The sequence below is a fragment of the Planifilum fimeticola genome, from assembly GCF_003001905.1.
Lineage (GTDB): Bacteria > Bacillota > Bacilli > Thermoactinomycetales > DSM-44946 > Planifilum > Planifilum fimeticola.
In genome coordinates this window covers 28,729-46,909 of the sequence record NZ_PVNE01000014.1, presented here as the reverse complement: position 1 = coordinate 46,909, position 18,181 = coordinate 28,729, and the positions used below count along the sequence as shown (strand labels likewise).

Here is an 18,181-nt window from a genome sequence, read left to right as displayed (position 1 = left end):
ATCCTCCGAGGGGTCAGGACATCTCCTTTGGAGTCTCCTTCACATGGCGAACGGTTTGCACCGCGGCATCCACATTGTAGTAAATCAGATTGCCCACGACCACCGTATCCGCCAGGCGGGCGGCCTCCCGGGCCTGCTCCGGGGTGCTGATCCCTCCGCCGTAAAAAAGCCGGCTTCGGGAAATCCCCGCCCGGGCCGCCCGAATCAACCGGGGGTCGCCGAAACACCCGCTGTACTCCACATAGACAATCGGCATCCGAAAGAGGTGTTCCGCCAAGCGGGCATAGGCGGTCACCTCCTCCTCGGACAGGGAAGATCTGGCCTGCGTCAAGCGGGCAACCTTGGAATCCGGATTCAGGATCACATACCCCTCCGCCGCCACCCGCTCCCAGGGGATAAAGCTGCCGTATACCTTGACCGCTTCATGGTGGGCGCCGATCACCCAATGAGGGTCCCCCGCATTGAGAACGACGGGGATCAAAAAGCCGTCAAATTCGGGAATCACTGCCGACTTCTTAGAGATCTCCTGATAACAGGGCACATCATAGCGGCGAACCCGCTTGAGCAATTCCCAGGTGTTTTCATAGGTAATTCCGTCGGTTCCGCCAATGACCACCGCATCGGTCCCCGAACGGCAAATCCGGTCCAAGGCCCCGTCGGATATGACCCGGTTGGGATCCAGCTTGAACACGTGCCGCCACGAAGCCACCCGTTCCGCCAACATCTCGGGCTCCCCCCTGTCGTCGAGCGTCCAAACCCATTATACCTCATTGTGACAGGCGCCGCGCGCCATGGCAAGGCGTCGGCAACCCCCTCCGATTTCACCGTTTCCCGGAACAAAAAAAGCGGGATCACCCCGCCTCCTGGATCTATGCCGAAGTGCCGCATGAGGCAACCCCTTCCCCGCCGGAGCCCCATCATCCCTTCGGCCTCCCGTCGCTCCAGCTCAATCCCCTTCACTCGCTTTCGGATGCTTCCTCCTTGAGCCGGTCGAGGACCAGTTCGTAGCCGTTCATGCCATAATGCAGACAACGTTTCACCCGGGAAATGGTTGCCGTGCTGGCGCCCGTTTCAACCTCGATCTGATTGTAGGTGTAGCCTTCCCTGAGCATGCGGGCCACCTCCAACCGCTGGGCGAAGGCCTTGATCTCCCCGACGGTGCACAGGTCGTCAAAAAACTGATAGCACTCGTCGATGGTTTTCAAGCTCAGGATCGCCCGAAACAGCTGGTGCAGCTCCTTTTTGTTGATTTTATCCAACGGCATCCATCCTCTCTCCTTCCCGACGGGAGGCTCTTTTGCCCGATAAAAACGATTCGACCCGATCCGTCGAAATTCCTCCCCGTCGAGAAGGAACGGTCTTCACCCATGATATCCCGAACGGCCGGAAAATTTCCTCCCGGCCGAGCCGGAGGAGAAATCAGCGGTATGAGACTTTCCCCGTTTCCGGCAGGATATTGATCCAGGTTTTCCCGGGAAGGAGGGGAAGCATTTGCCCGTCCCGGACGGGGACGATCACCCCGTTTATATTCTCCCACTGAATCGGTATCGCTTTCCCCCGCTGAAACAACACACCCGATCCGGGCCCCTTCAAATCCACTTCCCGGTGTCCCGCAGCATCCGTCACCCGGTGCTTGGCCTTGATCACCAACACGTTATCCATCGTCAAGGGCTCGCCGCTTTCCCGATCCACCTGTTTTTCCCCCTGGGTATAGCGGACGTATTCCCCGGATTCCTCGTCATAACGGTATCCTGCCTCATAGAGCTTGTGATAAACCAGGTCGATTTCGGCCGCCGGCTCCCCCTCCGCCGTCGCTCCGTTCTCGTCGAACCGGAAAACCGGCTTCGTCTCCCGGTCCCCGTACCCTTTGGTCCTCGCAGCCTCCTGCAACCGACTCAAGTCCGTGTAGAGATTGTGGGGTGCGCGCCGGTCCCTTTCCCTGCGGAAATACCCGGCATCCTGATGGATCCCGTCCAGGCTCGGCCAATCGCTGGAGCGAACCTCCTGAAGCGCCGCCGTGGACCCACCGGCATGGACCGCCACCGCGTTCAATCCCCGGCCCAACTCCAGATAATAGGGGCGCAGACTGCGGACCGGTCCCACTTTCCCCTCGGTCCGGCTGTGATAAAAGGCGGCAAAGCGGGTGATCTCCCCCTCCGCCAGAATCTCCACGACCAGATCCGCCCGGTTCAACCCGGATTGGGGCCTCGCCTTCCGGTGATTGTTCACCATCACCATCAACGTGGGGTGAGCAGGCCCCTCCGAAGGCAACCCGGTGAGCGGATCCGGCGGAGGCGGTTCAGCCGTTTCCCGCGGTTCTCCCGTCGTCTCCTTCTCGGTTTTGGAGGGCATCCATCCACATCCCACCGGCAACATCAACAGCACCACAGCGAGCAGAAGTGCAGCCCCTCTGCGCAATGCGATCACGCTCCTTCTGAAAACCGAAGGGTTTTCTCTCCAGTATTGCCAAGAACCTTTTGATGGGCATCACCCGATGTGTCCGGACAAACGAACTTCAATTCCCTTTAATGAAAATAAATGGAATTGCCGGGCAAAAAGAAAAGCGTTCCGCTATCCCGGCCTTTCCATCCACGGTTCCATCCTCCGGAAGAAGGGATGGCCCCTTCCACCTACTTCTACTTTCTTCCTCCCCATTCCTTTCCCGATGCGTCGGGGTCGCGGAAAAGAGTTGACCCGGCATGCCGCCTACCGATATATCATAAGCATATGAAAAGGGAGCGCGGGAGGCTTCAAGGGGCAACTCGCCGCAGGAGCAACCCGGGCCGCCGATACGGCCACATTGTTCAATAATCCCTCCGATCCGCATAAAACATTAGCGTTTTCCGGACGGAACACCCTGCCGCGCGACACATCGACACTCCAATGTATACCTTATTATTCTTCCTCATAAATATTGCTTTTCGTTGCAGAAAAAATGGCAGCATAGTTTAAACTTTTATTATATAATATAAAATAGGAAGGAAACGCCCAATTGACAATCGAATAAAATTGTACTACAACTGGCTTCGGAGGAGATGCGATGCCGTCGTGGGATCAATATATCATCGGCAGCCTGGACGAATTTTCCTGGATGAAATATGTCATTCTCGGGTTTGCCTTGGTGCTCGTCTTCGCAGCAATCGCAATTTGTTACCGAGTTTTCACAGGAAAATGGATCCCCTACGGGTTTCAAACCCCCGAAAAAAAGGGTATGGACAAAACGACGGGATCCGACGTGGAAATCAGCAGTCTTCCGGCCGAGATGGAGTTTGCAACCGAGGTTGCCCCGGGACTGCATCCGCTCAAGGACTACATGAATGAAAAGGATCGGAAGATCGACACATTGAAAAGAATATTGCAGGACATTGAGCGGGACATGAAAAAGGAGGCCGATCGGAACAACAATTTTATCGCCGTGCTGGAAATCCTGGCGGATGGGGTATCAACCGCGCTGACCCGTTCGTACAATAAATCGGGAGATGCTTTTGAGATCGACTACCCCTACGTGATCGACAGCATCCAGTCGGCCATGGCCAATGAGATTGCCGTTCATCCGGGTGTCGCCGTTTTCATCGTCGATCCGGAGGACCAAGGACGACTCCTTCCTTATCAAATGATCGGCTTCGGCTCCAGCTTCCGCAATTATCGCCCCTCCCTGACCGTCAAATCACCGGAAGGATGGGTTTGGCTGAACGAATCCACCAAGTATTGGGACAAACTATTGGACAGCGAAGTCCCCTTTACCGAGCTCCCGCCCCAAACCCGATCGATGATCGCCAGCCCGATCTTCGCAAACGAAGAGAAACTGGGCATCCTGACCGTGAACGCCGACGTGACCGGTGCTTTTGAGCACCCCCTGGATCCCCGATACGTTGCGGCCTTCGCAAAGGTGTTCAGTTCCTTGCTGTACATCGATCGGAAATTATCGCAAGGATCCTTTGAGGAGGGTAAACACGGATGAGAAAAAAGCCGACCTTCCACCAACGGGTCAAGGCATTGCACGACCAGTACCGAGCCGGTGAGATCAGCAGAGAAGAGTATATGGAGATGGTGAAAGCCGGCCGGTTTGACCAGGTGATCCAGTCTATCGACAAAAAATTTGAGCGGTATCGCCGAATGCTAGACAACCAAGCGGACAACAAGGCTTGATACACACCCGTTTGTTTTGGTTCGGCTTCCTGTCGACATCCACGGGAGAACGGCGAATCTCTCCCATTCCTTTCTTCTGCCCAAAATCTAGCCATGAAAAAAACCGGGATCCGTCATCCCGGTTTTTTCGTGGATCAGCCGACTTCCCGCTTCAGCTCCCGGATGGAAGCATCCTGAACTTCGGAATCCGATTTCTCCGCGGGAGACAGCTTCAAAACGTTGTTGTAGATGAAATCCACCTGTTTGTCGGTGACCGGAGACTGATTCTCTTTGGCGTAGAAGATATTGAGAACCCGTTTCCGTTCTCCGGCGTATTCGTCGCGGCCTTCTACCGCATCCGTCATCGCTTCGAGCAAAGCGTTGAAGTCCTTCACCCTGGGCCCGGGCGTCACCTCGAAATAGTCGAAATACATCTCGTTGGACTGCTCCAGGTACCGCTCCAGGTCGTAACAGTAGAAGATGACCGGCCGGTCGAGCAACAGGTAATCCGTGTAGCAGCTGGAATAGTCAGTGATGAGGACGTCGGTGTATTTCAACAGCAGTTGCGGATCCAAATCCTCCTGGCTGACATCCTTGACATGTTTCAGCGTTTCCGGGATCTGCCCCCTGCTGTACATGTGGCGCTTGATCAGGAAGATATACCCGTGTTCTTCGCAGAATTTGTCGATCTTCTCCAGATCCAGTACCTCGCTGATTTCACGGTCCAGTTTCCCGTAATATCGGTGGGTGGGCATGTAGGTGATCACGCGGTTGTTTTTGATGTACTCCGGAAACTGGTCCTCCTCCTCTTCAAACTCGCCGAAAAAGACGTCATTCCGGGCTTGCCCCAGGGAAAAGACATTCTCCTCGGAAACGAGGAAGGTTTCGGGGTAATAGGAGGAGACCCTTTCGCTCGTCGAGATGACGTAATTTTCCCGCCCGAACATCGTGCGGACCAGCAACATCCCCAAAAATTTCTTGATCGGGTTGGTTTCGTGAAGCACCTTGTAAGTGAAGGTCTTCTTATTGGCCGCCCACACCTTTTTCAGACCGACTCCGTGCCAGGTGTTGACGGAAATGGCCCCTCCCAGGAAAAAGCGGTCGAAATCGTCGTGGAACGAATGGGAATGAATGAACACCTTGGCGCGAAGTTGATAATAGATCCCCTTGAGGGAATGATAATAGTAGGCCTCGATTCCCTCACTGTTCAGGCGCTCGACGACGCTCCGATCCTTCAAAATCCAGATGCACCGAATTCTCGGATCCCGCCGCATCCGCAAAAAGAGGTATTTGGGATTCCCTCTGTACCCCCGTCCGCCTTCCGAACCAAATACGACGATCCTCCCGTTTCTCGGGAAAAGGCGGACGGTGTTGTACAGGAGAACACCCACCAGCCTTCGGGTGTGAACCTTTATTTTCTTCCTGTAGACCCCAACGAATACGCCGAACAGAAATGCCGCCGCGAGGCTCAGGAGGTACGTCAAATCCATCAATGGTATTACCTCTTTCCACGTTTTGTTTCCGGCTACGAAAGAGGACCTGCCCGAGATGCGCAGATCCCCTCATCCCATTCTTATTTTTACGCGGTGATCTCCTTTTCCAATTTCTCTTCGGCTTTGTCTTCGGCCTTTTTTTTCGGTTCCGCGTCGGACGGCTCCGCCTTTTTTTTCGGTTGCTGTTGCTGACGAATGACGATGTTTTGGCCGTCCAGGCAGATACCGCTTTCGGAAAGCAGATTGTTTACAACATCTGCCACGTGTTCCGGCTGCATGATCTTGGATTGATCCTCATCGGGGGCCAAAATCCTCCGCAGTTCCGTCGCGCACCGTCCCGGCGAAATGCAGTACACCTTGATTCCGTATTCCGCCAGCTCATCGGACAGCGTTTGCGACATGCTGATCACGGCCGCTTTGGAGGAGGAGTACGCAAGCCATCCGGGCCGCGAGGACATTCCGGCCGTGGAGGCCACGTTCAGAATCTTCCCGCCGGTTTTCTTCATGTGCTTGACCACTTCCCGGGTGATAAAGAACAGGGAGTGGACGTTGATGAGATAGGTCTGCGTCCAATTATCGATCGTGGTTTCCAAAAGGGATTTGGGCTCGGCATAACCCGCCACGTTGAGCAGGTAATCGATCCGGCCGTAATCCCGGATCACCTGATCCACGATCTTTTGGATCTCCTCAAACCGCGTAACATCCACGCTGTATAAATCCACCCGCTTTTTCGGGTTCATCAGCCTCTTCGTCTCCTCCAGGCCCTTTTGACTGCGGGACAGGAGGACAAAATTCTGGAAATCTTCCCGTTCGCTCAGCTTGATAGCGATCGCGCGGCCAATTCCTCTGCTGGCGCCGGTGATCAGACAAGTCGACATTATTCTCCCCCCAGAATGTACTCTTTGTATATGATCTCCCCGATGGTCTGGTCGATGGGCATCGTGATTTTGATGTTGTATTCGGTGCCTCGCAAGACCTTGATCCGTTCACGGTTGTAGTGGAAATAGAGGCTGACATCCTCCGTGAACGATTTTCCGTCCCTGATCGCCTGTTCATGGGCCGCAAGCAGCTTTTTGGCATCAAACTTCTGTGGCAGCTGGATGTTGATCAACCGGTCTCGGTCCAGGTTCCTTTCGATATACTCCTTGCCTTCCAATACCGTAAACGGAATATCCAAACCGTATGTTGCATTCTGCTCCCCGGTGCGGATCAGGCGCTCAAATTCCTCCTGCGTCACGAAGGGGCGAACCGACTCATGAATCAACACGTTCTCTTGCGTCACGCGCTTGAGCGCTTTATATACAGACTCCTGCCGAGTTTTTCCACCCTCGATCACTTGAACCGGCTTGCTGAATTGGTAATTGCGGATCACTTCGCTTGTTTGTTCCATATAATTTCGCGGAGAAGGAACGATCACTTCAGAAATTTCTTCAATATTCTCCAATTTTTCCAACACATGAACGATAATCGGTTTGCCGCCAATGGGCAAAAACTGCTTCGGAACACTCGCTTTCATCCTGGTTCCAATTCCGCCGGACAACAGAATCATGCTGATTTGTTCCATTTCCTCTTCCCCGCTTTATAAAATGTGTTAAAAAATCAAGGAACGATGGATACCCCTTTTTGTTCGGAAATAAGTATTTCACATTCATTACAGTTTGTCAACAAACACCCCCTCCCTCCTCCCCCGGAAAATCCCTCAATCCCCGGCACTTCAGAGGATCGGAAGGAAAGGGGAGATCAGGGTGGTTGTAATTTAAATAATGATTGGGAATATACCTAATTTTATCAATTTCGTTTTCCGCCAAGTTTTTCACTGTCGGAAAAAGAATTGTCGTAACAACGGGTACGTGTTATCATAGGTACGACCGAGGGATTAACTGCCGCAGTGCAGAAGAGAGAAGTGATCCGCCATCGAGGAGAAACCGATTTTTTCGTTTCTGCTGGTTGTCCGAAACGAAGAAAAATATTTGGAAAACTTGTTGGAAGCGATCTTAAATCAGGACTTTCCCCGGGACCGGTATGAGATCATCGTGGTGGACGGGGAGTCCATAGACCGCAGTCCGGAGATCATCGAATCGTTCCGGAAGCGTCACCGGGACCGGATCCGCGTATATAAAAATCCGAAGAAAACATTGGCGACGGGATGGAACCTCGGCATCCAGCATGCCAATGGGGAGTACGTGATTCGCGTTGACGGACACAGCCGGATTCCCCGGGATTTTCTGTCCAGCACCTACCGGGTTGTGCAAAGGGTGCCCTCCGCCTCCTGCGTGGGCGGAATCGTGGAGACCGTTGGCACCGGCTTTTGGGGGGAAGTCAACGCTTATGTCTATTCCCACCCCTTCGGGGTCGGCAATTCCAAGTTTCGAACAACCAAAGCGGATTGGGAAGGATATGTGGATACCGTACCTTATGCGGCATATAAAAGGGAAATTTTCGACAAAGTGGGCTACTTCGACGAGACCCTGAAACGAAACGAAGACCTGGAGATGCATGCCCGGATCCGAAACCGTGGAGGAACCTTTTTCCTATCCACCTCCATTCGTTCCACTTATTTCGTGCGCAGCACCCTGTCCGCCTTCATCAAGAAATCCTTCAGCGACGGCAAATGGACCATGGTGGCCAGCAAAAGGGGAATCGGGGTGCTGAGATGGCGCCATCTCATTCCCTTTTTGGCCGTGCTGGTGGGACTGGTTTTGAGCATCGGATCCTTTTTCAGCGCTCTTGCCGGTTACACCTTGCTCGCGCTGATCGGCACCTATCTCATACTGCTGACGTACTCTTCCTGGGGCATTGTCAAAGAAAAAGGCTGGAAATACTTTTTCCCCTGCATGTTGAGTTTTTTCCTTCTCCATTTCAGCCGGGGTTTCGGTTCCGCCGCGAGCCTACTGAGCAAGCACTACTGGAGGAATCATGAAAGAGCTCCCCAAGAACTTGCCGACGCTTCCCGTTGATTCAGCCAAGATCCTTGAATATCGCGCTCGGTGCCAGAAACCGCGGTGGAAGGAAGATCTCTGGACCTGGTATGTTCTCAGGAGAATCTCCATCTACGTCACCCTATTGCTTCGCAGTACTCCGATAACCCCCAACGCAGTAACCTGGTTCAGCCTGCTCTTTTTCATCCTTACGGGCTGGCTCATGCTCTGGGCAGAGCCCTGGGCGATGTTGATGGCCGTCCTCGCCTACAACCTCGGCTATCTGTGCGACTGTGTCGACGGCGAACTGGCCCGACTCAGGGGGACCACCAGCAGGCAGGGAGTATTCATCGACACGCTGATCCGTGCCACAAGCATACCCATTTTGGCAGCCTTCTCCCTGACGATTCATGCCTTGACCGCGGAAACTCCCCTTGGCCTGTGGACCGCCTCGGGGATTTACCTTACAACCCTGGTTGCCACGATGGGCTTGGCCATTCCCCTCGCCTACAACTACACCGATCTCAAAAACGATGAAAGCGATCCGGTAAGCGACATGCGGACCACATCCTTCTTTTGGGAATGCGTCGCCTTTGTCACCGGGCTGCCCGGCTTCTTCGCCGCGCTCCCCCTGCTGCTCTGTCTGGAATACCTGTCGAATCTGCCTGTGACCGTCTGGTTTATCGCTGCCTTTCTCGTCCTGTGGGGAGTAAAGACAGCGTTTCGGTTATACCATGTGCTGAAGGCACTGAATTCGAATTGAGGGTTCAAGGAGTGTCGTAAAATGAAAGTAGTGATTCTCGCAGCCGGTGTGGGCAGCCGATTGCGGCCGGAAACGGAAGATAAACCGAAGGCGATGATTCGGGTTCAGGACAAACCCCTGGTGCAATATCAGGTGGAAAGCGTGTTGAAGGTCGGTTTCAAGGAAAAGGACATTCACATTCTCGGCGGCTACAAGATGGAACGGATTCGGGAGCACTTCGAGGGCACGGAGATCCAATTCATCTACAATCCCCACTTTGACACGATGAACAACATCTACTCCTTTTTGCTGACTGAATCGATCGGAGATGATTTGCTCCTGATCAACTCCGACGATTTTTACGACGAGCGCATGATCCCCCTTCTCCTGAACCACGAGGCCCCGACGGCTATCCTCGTGGACCAGCAAAAGGAGCTCACCGAAGAAGCCATGCGCGTCAAGCTTGAAGACGGCCGGCTGACGGAGATCAACAAAAAAATCCCGCTGAATGAAGCAAACGGGGAATACATCGGAATTTCGAAACTGGCGAAGGCCGATCTGGAAATTCTCTACCGCACGGCCCGGGAGATGATCGAGGCCGGTGACACCGATGCCTGGTACGAGAACGTATATGAGGCCTGCGTCAATGCCGTGAAAATCGCCGGCGTGGATACCCGCGGATACCCCTGGATCGAAATCGACGACTTCAACGATCTGGATACCGCCCGCAAAATGGCCGCAACCGTGTTGAAATAAAACGGAGTGATCCCATTGGCGAACAAAATTCGCATACCCATCCATCTGATCATTGAACACGGCGCCGTCTCCCGCCTTCCGAAAACCCCGATATACGAAGGGTTGAAGGATAAAAAGGTGTTTCTGATCTGCGGGAGCAACAATACCCACCAATTGGCCGAAATGATCCGAGACACCATCCGGCCCCAGGCGAGAGAGGTCCACATCCTGTCCTGCGAAAACAACACGCTGGACATCATCAACCGCTTGGAACGGAAGGTGTTGGAGGAAACCCCCGATTACATCTTCGGCATCGGCGGCGGAAAGGCCCTGGACGTGTCCAAGGTGGTGGGAACCCGGTGCAACGTGCCGGTGGTCCTGTTCCCCACGGCTGCTTCCAGTGACGCCATCTGCTCGCCGGTTGCCGTTATCAAAATGAGGAACAGGAGCACCAGCATCGGAGTCCGGATGCCCTTGGCGGTGGTAATCGATCTGGACATCCTGGCATCCTGTCCCCCCCGGCTGGTGTCCGCCGGAATCGGCGATCTTCTGTCCAACAAAACCGCCCTGTTCGATTGGCAACTAGCGCACCAGGCCGGCGTTGAAGAAATGAACACCTTCGCCGCCTTGATGGCCAAAAATGCGGTCGAGTCCTTCATGAACACCGTCAACCGGCGGGACCTGGACCGGTCCCGCCTGTTAAAGTCCGCCGCCGAATCGCTGATCATGAGCGGGATCGCCATGTCCGTGGCCGGTTCTAGCCGCCCCTGCAGCGGGTCGGAACATCTGATCAGCCATGCCCTGGACTTCCACTGCGGAGCCAAGGCCCTGCACGGAGAGCAAGTGGCCATCGGCGTCCTGATCTCCCAATATTTGCAGGGGAAACGGCAACAAGTGGAGGAGCTTCACCCCTATTACGAAAAGCTGGGACTGCCGACGCATTATGAGGATATCGGCTACACCAAGGAGGAAATGCGCCGGGCCATCCGTCTGGCTCCCTCCATGCGAAACCGGTACACCATCCTCGATGAATTCAACCTGACGGACAAAGAGATCGATTCCATTTTGGAAGAAGTCTTCCCCGAGGAAGCGAAAAACCGCTATCGCTCGATCGGTTCATCAGCGAAATAAGGAGTTCATCCGGAATGCTTGCAGAGATGATGAAGTACAAGGAATTGCTTTATTTTCTCGTCCACAAAGAGGTACGCATCAAATACCGCAACTCGTTCTTCGGCTTTTTCTGGTCTCTCTTGGAACCGCTGGGACTGATGGTGATCTACACGATTGTGTTTTCTCTTATTCTGGGAATCGATGGAAGAGGGGGGGAGAAGATTGAGCATTACCCCCTGTTCATCCTTTCCGGGCTCATTCCATGGACCTTTTTCAGCAACGCGGTGAGGGCGGGAACCAAAGCGCTTTCCAGCAACTCCTCCCTCATCAAAAAGGTGTACTTCCCCAGGGAGATCTTTCCGATCACCATCCTGCTTTCCAACCTGGTGAACTTTATCCCGGCCTTCGCCTTGATTCTCTTGGTCGCACTGGCCTTCGGCCATCCGATCCACTGGGACAAATTGGCCTTGCTTCCGGCCTTTTTGACGTTGCAGTCCGTCTTTACCCTGGCCTGCATGTTTCTGGTTTCCATGCTCAACGTATTCTACCGGGATGTGGAATTCATCACCAATCTTCTGATGCGGGCCTGGATGTACCTTTGCCCCATCATTTATCCGATCAGTTTCGTCATGAACAGCGACTCTCCTTTCGTCGAGCGGTTTGCCGATTTCTATCTGCTGAATCCCATGGCTGTCATGATTTCCCTGTATCACACCATTTTTTACGGGGATACTCAGGGAGTCGATATGAAGTGGATTTTTTACGCCATCATCATTACGATCGTCATCTTTTTCATCTCCTGGGGGGTCTTCAAGCGGCTCAATCGTAGAGTAGGGGAAGTGATTTGACCATGGATGCGATTGTGGTCAGGAATCTGACCAAACATTTCCGAAAAGCCTACGACAAGACGTTGAAGGGATACCTCATCTCTTTGACAAAGGGAGAAAAGCGATACACGGAGTTTACCGCCCTGAAAGACGTCTCCTTCTCCATCAGGCAGGGGGAATCCTTCGCCATCGTCGGCAATAACGGAGCGGGGAAAAGTACCCTGTTCAAAATTCTGAGCGGAATCATCTATCCCGACAAAGGAGAGGTGCAGGTCAACGGAAAAGTGGCCCCCCTCATCGAGCTCGGGGCGGGGTTGAGCCGGGACCTGTCAGGAGCCGAAAACATCCGCCTCAACTGCGCCATTTTCGGACTGAACAAGGATCAAATCCAAGAGGTTTATCCCAAGATCGTGGAGTTCTCGGAGCTTGAGGAGTTCATCAACACGCCGGTGAAATTCTACTCCTCGGGGATGAAGGCCCGCCTCGGCTTCTCCATCGCCATTCACATCGACGCGGACATCATCCTGATCGACGAAGTGCTCGCGGTGGGTGACAAGGATTTCAAGAAAAAATGCTACGCCAAAATGGAGGAGCTGCGGGATTCAGGGAAAACGCTCGTGATCGTGTCTCACAGCTTGTCTCCCCTGAAGAGCATCTGCGATCGGGGGCTGATTTTGGAGAAGGGACAAGTCAAGGACATCGGGGACATCGATGCCATCATCGACAAATACCAGAAGGAAGGAAAGAAAAAGAAGAAGAAAGGGGCGTGATCCCAGATTGAGCAATAAACGCACTTATACAATGGAGGATGTGAAGGAAACCTTTAAAAAGAAAGACGCATGGTGGACCGTGCTGTTGGTGGATCCCATCGCCGCGCGGCTGATTCTGCCGGTGGCCAACCGGACCAACATCACCCCCAACCAGCTGTCCATCGCGTCTTTTATTATAGGGATGACCGCCGCGCTCTGTTTTTACCTGGGCTGCTATCTGGCCCTGGTCATCGGGGCGCTTTTGTATCACATCAGTTTCATCATCGACTGCATGGACGGAAAAATCGCCCGGCTGAAGGGAACCGGGACCAGTTTTGGGATCCTTTTGGACATCAGCCTGGACCATGTCCGCGTTGCCCTTTGCGGCGTGGCTTTGGCCTTCGGCCAGTTCCGTCTCACCGGTGACGTGACATACCTTTACCTACTGACTCTGTTTTTGATCGCTTACTTTGCGCGTCACATCAACGCCCTTCACCTGTACAAACTGCGCCGGGAGATGCGAAAAAAGCTGCGGAAAGCCCGAAAGGAGCTGTATGAAACGGCGGAAGCCGCCGGAATCGTTCTGAAACCGGAAGAGAAGAAAGCGGAGGAAAGGGAAGAGGACGAGGAGTCCTCCGAGGATGGGCTCCAAGAAAAGGGTGGGCCAAAATCCCTCGCTCCCCTGGACATCCCGGTAAACTCCAGAGCCGATCTGCAACAGGCGTTTAAGTCCAAATTCACTACCTACATGAAAATCCGGGAGTTTTTGCTCGCGAAGCGGATCCGCATGCACCTCTTCAGCGGCATCGAATTCCAGATGTTCATCTTCATCGTTGCGCCGATCCTCGGGATCATCAAGGAAACGATCCTCGTCGGCTCTTTCCTCCTGTTCGCCTTTGAGGCGGCCATCATATATAAGATGTGGCTGAGCACCCAGGATTTCGAAAGGGAGCACAACAAAATTCTCAAGTCCAGGGAATCGATCGCGGCGACGCTGCCGAAAGATCCGAAAACGGAAGAGGCCGCCAGCCAACAGACCAAACAAACCGGTTGACGGTCCGTTTTAAACTGCGCGGGATATCGCCGTCAAAGAAGCGCAGGATGGGGCCGCTTCCCCTTCAACGGAGAGGAGATTGCGCCGTTGCCTTTTTAACAAGGTTGCGGCGCAATTTTTTCATCCGGCACCCTAGGCGGGGGCGGATCCCCCGCCGACGACACTCACCTTCGGGAGATACCATCACGTGACATTTTGCAGGCTATGTTTCAGTTTTTCCATCTCTTTTTTGAAGTCCAGGGTGCTGAGCCAAAGCTTATACAAGATGGCCAGCTCAAAGATGAGAAGCAGAACGGAGCTGATGATAACCATCTCTTCAATCAATCCGACAAGCGGCCCGATGATGAAAATGAACATTTGATACTCGATCCCGCTGAACAGATGAGGCCGGACCCGATATTTCTCCAACCAGTCTCTCACGCGAAGATAAAACCCGAACTTGGATTTGAAGTATTGATTCAGGTCCACAACCCTCGAATTTCTTTCCCCGACAGACTCCTCCTGCTCCTCGGACTGCTCCTGCTGAGTTTCACCGTAAATTTGCCTTAAGGTCTTCCGGACTTCCTTCTTCATTTTGGAACGAATCTTGAATATGTGGAGGGCGTTCATATACCGAGTCATGTCCAAAAAGACGATCAGAAAGGCCAAGTAGATGAACAAGGGTTCATTGGTTTTTAAAAACTGGCCCGTCATCAACGCCAAACTACACAAAGCGACCCGCGCCCGGTCAAGCATGTAATCCAGCCACATGCCGAACATGGTTCCGTTGCCTTTGAGCCGGGCGAGCTTTCCGTCAATGCAATCGAAGGTAAAGCTCAAATGAAACAGCAGGGCCCCGGCGATCAAAAAAACGGGGGTTCCCTGAAAAAAGCAGACGGCAGACAAAATCCCCAGTAGGAACGCAATCACCGTAATCTGATTCGGCGTGATATTGGTGTGGTTGGCGATGGGCAGCATAATCCGAGAAGCGATCGGATCCACCAGAAAAACGGTCCACCAGGCATCGCGTTTCTTGTAGGTCGATCGCACATCATCCATTGTGTACATGCATGACTCTCTCCCCGTCAAAAACGTCTAAAATTTAGTTTAGCACACTCAATGAATTCATACAAGTAAATCTAATTATTTATTTTTTATCTCCCTTTATGCGGACAATTTGTTTTCCATCATAAAAAATTTTATATTTTGTTTTCCAACAATACCCTTTCGTGTGCCTCCGCCGGATCGGGTTTCAGCCGCAGACCTTCAGACAGGTCCTCCGTCCATGAAACGGGATTTATTCCAGTTCCAGCTGTTTTTTGACCAGAGACCGTATCCGCTTCTTTTCTTCCTCGCTGACGATCAAATAGTAGATGCCGTTAATCTTTTGTCCGCGCCCCTTGATTTCCAAGGTGTCAACCTTCCGAATGGCGTTTCGGTAGTCATCTCCCAATTTTTTCATTTCATCAAAGGTGATGTTGGTCGTCACGCTGGATCCCAGGCTCTCCAATATGGTGCCCAGATTGGCCACGATCCCGGGCGATGCCGCCTTCTTGATCATCGACTTCAACACCTGGCGCTGGCGTTCATTTCTGCCCAAATCCCCGCGCGGATCCTCATAGCGCATGCGCGCATATTTCAAGGCCGTGTCGCCGTCCAGATGGATGCGCCCCTTCTCAAAGGTGTGTCCACCATACTGAAAGGCGAAAGGATTGTCCACCTCCACCCCTCCCAGCGCATCCACGATCCTCGCAAATCCCTGCATATTCACCTTTGCGTAGTAATCGACCGGGACATCGAGAAATTGTTCCACCGTCTCGATGGACATCTTCACCCCGCCGTAGGCATAGGCGTGGTTGATTTTGTCCTGGGTCCCGCGACCTACGATTTCGGTGCGCGTATCCCGCGGAATGTTGAAGAGCAGGGCGGACTCCTTCCGGGGATTGACCGCCATCACCATCATGGTATCGGAACGGCCGCGATCGCCCTTCCTTTCATCCACGCCCATAATCAAGATGCAGAAGGGCTTCTCCTTCTCGATGATTTCCTTGGCCTCCGTTTCGCCCGTGACGGGTTGATACATCCGATCGGCCGTCTTTTCGATCGATTTGTACAAATAAAACGCATACCCCCCGACGGCCCCGCCGGCGACGATCAACAGCGCGAGGAAAATTTTCAACCATTTCATGCTCAACGGCCCCTTTTCCAAACAGATCATCCAATCTTTACTCTATTCCTTGTCGCGAAGCAAAATCAAGTAGGAAAGCAAATCCTTCCTCGCCGGAAAGTCGCCGGTTTTCCATTGACGTTTATTGCTTTGCGGTCCGGACACCCCGCCTCCTCCTGGAAAAGAGCCAAGAGTCGGTTCCCGGTGACAACCTGTTCCGCGCATTCGATGATATCGCCCTAGCTCTTATATCCTCCCTTCACCTTTTAGACGTTGCAACTGCTCAAAAAAGTTGCACTTTCCTCCGTAAGATGGGTGGCGAAGGAAATAAACCGTTTTACGCAAACCGTTTTCCTTTTCAAGCCGGCGAAACACCTCCCCCGCCCTTTCGCCTGCTGCCAAGACCGTGTCGACGGACGGAAAGAGGTCGAAAAGGGCTATCAGGTAAGGAAGCCCGAAGGCCAATGTTTCCGCGACCAGCGCCGGGAGGCGGTTGCTCCGGGGATTGCCGGAACGGTGCGGATGGAAGGGAAGGACGTTCCACAAAAGGGGCGGATCCTCAAAATAGCGGTGAATCCCCTCCCAGATGATCGATGCGGACGCCTCCGAAACGGGAGGGCGGTCGGACGGAATGAAGTACCCCACCCCCGGACCCACGACGGTACCGGAGCACGCCAGCCGCTCGCCGGAAGGAAGGGTTCCCCGGGCGGCGATCGCTTCGCTGGTAAAGGGGATTCCGGTGAGCGCGCATCCTCTGTGGCCGGGATCCCGTCCCACCAGCAGTACGCGGGGGCGCCGGCGCCTCATGAGGGTGAGATAGAGGCGCAGATTCTCCCGCCGGCGGGGATCCGAGTAGGGATTTCGCAGTTTGTCCTGATACGGACCGGGCACGCGAAACCCGGCCAGCCTCGCCACAAACAGCGACACGGGATCTTCAAAAGCCATGACCGCCACCTCCTGCCGCCGTCCATTCCGCCTCTTCGGCGGCCAAACATTTTTCGACGGATTCCCTGAGGCATCCATTTTTGCCCTCACAATTGGTATATTTATAATTATCCGCAGGTTGGTGCGGGAAAAAGCACCCACAAGCTCTTGCCGACAAATACCGGATGGGAGGGTCACCCGTGATCGCCGGCATCCTGTTGGTCCTTCTCGGCCTGATCTTTATCTATGTTTTGCTGGCCAAAGCAGGGATTTTCCAAAAAGTGGGGGATTTTGTGATCAGGTTCTTCAATTCTTTCAAACAATAACGAAGGAGCGATGCCCTTGAACAACGCCGAAAACGTTCAACACCCCGCACTCCCGGACCGTCCCAACCGGTCCTTCCGGGTCGGCGCAGCCGCGGTGGGAGTGGCCTTGATCCTGATTGTGATCCTCGCCTTTCTGATGCTTGCCCGAATCGAACCGGGATTCGCCGGAGTGGTGTACAGCCCCAGCGGTGGTGTGGAGGAGGACGTGCTGAACCAGGGGTGGCACGTCATCGCCCCCTTCAAGCGGGTGACGGAATATCCCGTGTCGACGGAGACCGTCTATCTTTCGAAGGATGGCGACGATGAGGACAACAGCTTCGACATCTCCACCAAGGACGGAAAAAATGTGAATGTGGACGTGGTCTACTCGTACCACATGGACCCGGAAAAGCTTCCCGGCATCTTCACCAAGTTTCGGGGGCAGGAAAGCGATCTGATCGAAGCCGGCTTCATGAAGGACCGGCTGAAGGAAGCGATTCAGGAGATCACCACGCAGTACGACGTGATGGAAGTCTACGGGGAGAAGCGCTCGGAGCTAAACCGGAAGGTGTTTGAAAAGTTCCGGGATTCCCTCAAGCCCCACGGGATCATCGTGGAAACCTTCAACTTCTCCGCCATCCGGCCGGATAAGGAATCCCTGAAAGCGATCCAGGAAAAGGTAAATGCCAAGCAGCGCCTGGAGACCCTGAAGGTGCAGCGGGAACAGGCCAAGGTCCAGGCGGAAAAGATGAAGATCGAAGCCCAAGGAAAGGCCGAGGCCAAAGTGATCGAAGCGAAGGCCCAGGCGGAAGCCAACCGGATCCTCCGCGCCTCCCTCAGCCCGGTTCTCGTCCAGTACGAAACCGTGAAGCGCTGGAACGGCCAACTCCCCATGATGACCGGCGGAAATGCCATGCTCAACCTGCCCTCCAACTGGTTCGTTTCTTCTTCGGAATCGAAGGGCAAGTGAAGGTAAAGCCGGACCCAAGGTCCGGCGGGGGCTTTTTCCTTCCTGTATCCGTCCCGCAAGGGGCGGGGAAGCGTCCAACC

Annotated in this window: 20 protein-coding genes; 11 read left to right on the top strand and 9 right to left on the bottom strand. The window is 53.9% G+C overall.

The features are described from left to right. Positions 1-13 precede the first annotated feature (13 nt). The 3 genes from pcrB to CLV97_RS09875 all read right to left on the bottom strand — a co-directional run bounded on the left by pcrB (position 14) and on the right by CLV97_RS09875 (position 2,418). Entirely contained in the window at positions 14-724 is a 711-nt protein-coding gene (pcrB, locus tag CLV97_RS09885) for a heptaprenylglyceryl phosphate synthase (protein WP_106345363.1), read from the bottom strand. A gap of 232 nt (positions 725-956) precedes the next feature. Continuing rightward, positions 957-1,265, bottom strand: a complete 309-nt coding sequence (locus CLV97_RS09880; RefSeq protein ID WP_106345362.1) for a YerC/YecD family TrpR-related protein — start codon at positions 1,263-1,265, stop codon at positions 957-959. A gap of 154 nt (positions 1,266-1,419) precedes the next feature. Then, positions 1,420-2,418 carry a DUF3048 domain-containing protein gene (locus CLV97_RS09875; protein ID WP_146130462.1) on the bottom strand — a complete coding sequence of 333 codons (999 nt, stop codon included), beginning with the start codon at positions 2,416-2,418 and terminating at the stop codon, positions 1,420-1,422. 622 nt (positions 2,419-3,040) lie between these two features. Here CLV97_RS09875 and CLV97_RS09870 point away from each other — a divergent pair. Further along, a complete protein-coding gene (locus CLV97_RS09870) occupies positions 3,041-3,961 on the top strand; it encodes a hypothetical protein (protein ID WP_106345360.1) in 921 nt (306 codons plus the stop codon). Next, positions 3,958-4,149, top strand: a complete 192-nt coding sequence (locus tag CLV97_RS09865) for a hypothetical protein (protein ID WP_106345359.1) — start codon at positions 3,958-3,960, stop codon at positions 4,147-4,149. Before CLV97_RS09870 ends, CLV97_RS09865 begins: the two co-directional genes overlap by 4 nt. Before the next feature lie 134 nt (positions 4,150-4,283). On the opposite strand, the gene CLV97_RS09860 is transcribed toward CLV97_RS09865, so the two are convergent. The 3 genes from CLV97_RS09860 to CLV97_RS09850 form a co-directional block, all read right to left on the bottom strand. After that, positions 4,284-5,618: a CDP-glycerol glycerophosphotransferase family protein gene (locus CLV97_RS09860; protein WP_245891463.1), complete on the bottom strand. Its 1,335-nt coding sequence runs from the start codon at positions 5,616-5,618 to the stop codon at positions 4,284-4,286. An 89-nt stretch (positions 5,619-5,707) separates the two neighbouring features. Continuing rightward, positions 5,708-6,499 carry an SDR family oxidoreductase gene (locus CLV97_RS09855; protein ID WP_106345357.1) on the bottom strand — a complete coding sequence of 264 codons (792 nt, stop codon included), beginning with the start codon at positions 6,497-6,499 and terminating at the stop codon, positions 5,708-5,710. Beyond that, positions 6,499-7,185, bottom strand: a complete 687-nt coding sequence (locus CLV97_RS09850) for an IspD/TarI family cytidylyltransferase (RefSeq protein ID WP_106345356.1) — start codon at positions 7,183-7,185, stop codon at positions 6,499-6,501. The genes CLV97_RS09855 and CLV97_RS09850 overlap by 1 nt, the downstream gene beginning before the upstream one ends. Positions 7,186-7,534: 349 nt before the next feature. Between CLV97_RS09850 and CLV97_RS09845 the strand changes: the two genes are divergently transcribed. Genes CLV97_RS09845 through CLV97_RS09815 form a run of 7 tightly spaced genes read left to right on the top strand, consistent with a single transcriptional unit; the run spans position 7,535 to position 13,756 of the window. After that, complete coding sequence (locus tag CLV97_RS09845) at positions 7,535-8,578, top strand: glycosyltransferase family 2 protein (protein WP_106345355.1); 1,044 nt, start codon at positions 7,535-7,537, stop codon at positions 8,576-8,578. Continuing rightward, positions 8,538-9,302: a CDP-alcohol phosphatidyltransferase family protein gene (locus tag CLV97_RS09840; RefSeq protein ID WP_106345354.1), complete on the top strand. Its 765-nt coding sequence runs from the start codon at positions 8,538-8,540 to the stop codon at positions 9,300-9,302. Before CLV97_RS09845 ends, CLV97_RS09840 begins: the two co-directional genes overlap by 41 nt. Positions 9,303-9,323: 21 nt before the next feature. Further along, the gene (locus tag CLV97_RS09835) at positions 9,324-10,037 is read left to right on the top strand and encodes a phosphocholine cytidylyltransferase family protein (RefSeq protein WP_106345353.1); all 714 of its coding nucleotides are present in this window, start codon (positions 9,324-9,326) and stop codon (positions 10,035-10,037) included. A gap of 15 nt (positions 10,038-10,052) precedes the next feature. Next, complete coding sequence (locus CLV97_RS09830; protein WP_106345352.1) at positions 10,053-11,147, top strand: iron-containing alcohol dehydrogenase family protein; 1,095 nt, start codon at positions 10,053-10,055, stop codon at positions 11,145-11,147. A gap of 14 nt (positions 11,148-11,161) precedes the next feature. Further along, positions 11,162-11,974 (top strand): ABC transporter permease, encoded by an 813-nt coding sequence (locus tag CLV97_RS09825; protein WP_106345351.1) that lies wholly within the window; start codon positions 11,162-11,164, stop codon positions 11,972-11,974. Positions 11,975-11,976: 2 nt separating this feature from the next. Beyond that, the gene (locus CLV97_RS09820; protein WP_106345350.1) at positions 11,977-12,723 is read left to right on the top strand and encodes an ABC transporter ATP-binding protein; all 747 of its coding nucleotides are present in this window, start codon (positions 11,977-11,979) and stop codon (positions 12,721-12,723) included. Positions 12,724-12,730: 7 nt separating this feature from the next. Next, on the top strand, positions 12,731-13,756 hold the full coding sequence (locus CLV97_RS09815; RefSeq protein WP_245891459.1) for a CDP-alcohol phosphatidyltransferase family protein: 1,026 nt from the start codon (positions 12,731-12,733) through the stop codon (positions 13,754-13,756). 183 nt (positions 13,757-13,939) lie between these two features. Here CLV97_RS09815 and CLV97_RS09810 read toward each other — a convergent pair whose 3' ends face one another. The 3 genes from CLV97_RS09810 to CLV97_RS09800 form a co-directional block, all read right to left on the bottom strand. Next, positions 13,940-14,803 carry a CDP-alcohol phosphatidyltransferase family protein gene (locus tag CLV97_RS09810; protein WP_106345348.1) on the bottom strand — a complete coding sequence of 288 codons (864 nt, stop codon included), beginning with the start codon at positions 14,801-14,803 and terminating at the stop codon, positions 13,940-13,942. Between the two features lie 229 nt (positions 14,804-15,032). Further along, positions 15,033-15,923 carry an LCP family glycopolymer transferase gene (locus CLV97_RS09805; protein WP_106345347.1) on the bottom strand — a complete coding sequence of 297 codons (891 nt, stop codon included), beginning with the start codon at positions 15,921-15,923 and terminating at the stop codon, positions 15,033-15,035. A 225-nt stretch (positions 15,924-16,148) separates the two neighbouring features. After that, a complete protein-coding gene (locus CLV97_RS09800; protein ID WP_106345346.1) occupies positions 16,149-16,847 on the bottom strand; it encodes a uracil-DNA glycosylase in 699 nt (232 codons plus the stop codon). Positions 16,848-17,026: 179 nt separating this feature from the next. Between CLV97_RS09800 and CLV97_RS18795 the strand changes: the two genes are divergently transcribed. Together CLV97_RS18795 and CLV97_RS09795 are read left to right on the top strand one after the other, a co-directional pair. Then, a complete protein-coding gene (locus CLV97_RS18795) occupies positions 17,027-17,152 on the top strand; it encodes a hypothetical protein (protein WP_281257604.1) in 126 nt (41 codons plus the stop codon). Positions 17,153-17,168: 16 nt separating this feature from the next. After that, positions 17,169-18,101 (top strand): prohibitin family protein, encoded by a 933-nt coding sequence (locus CLV97_RS09795; RefSeq protein ID WP_170070443.1) that lies wholly within the window; start codon positions 17,169-17,171, stop codon positions 18,099-18,101. Positions 18,102-18,181: the final 80 nt, after the last annotated feature.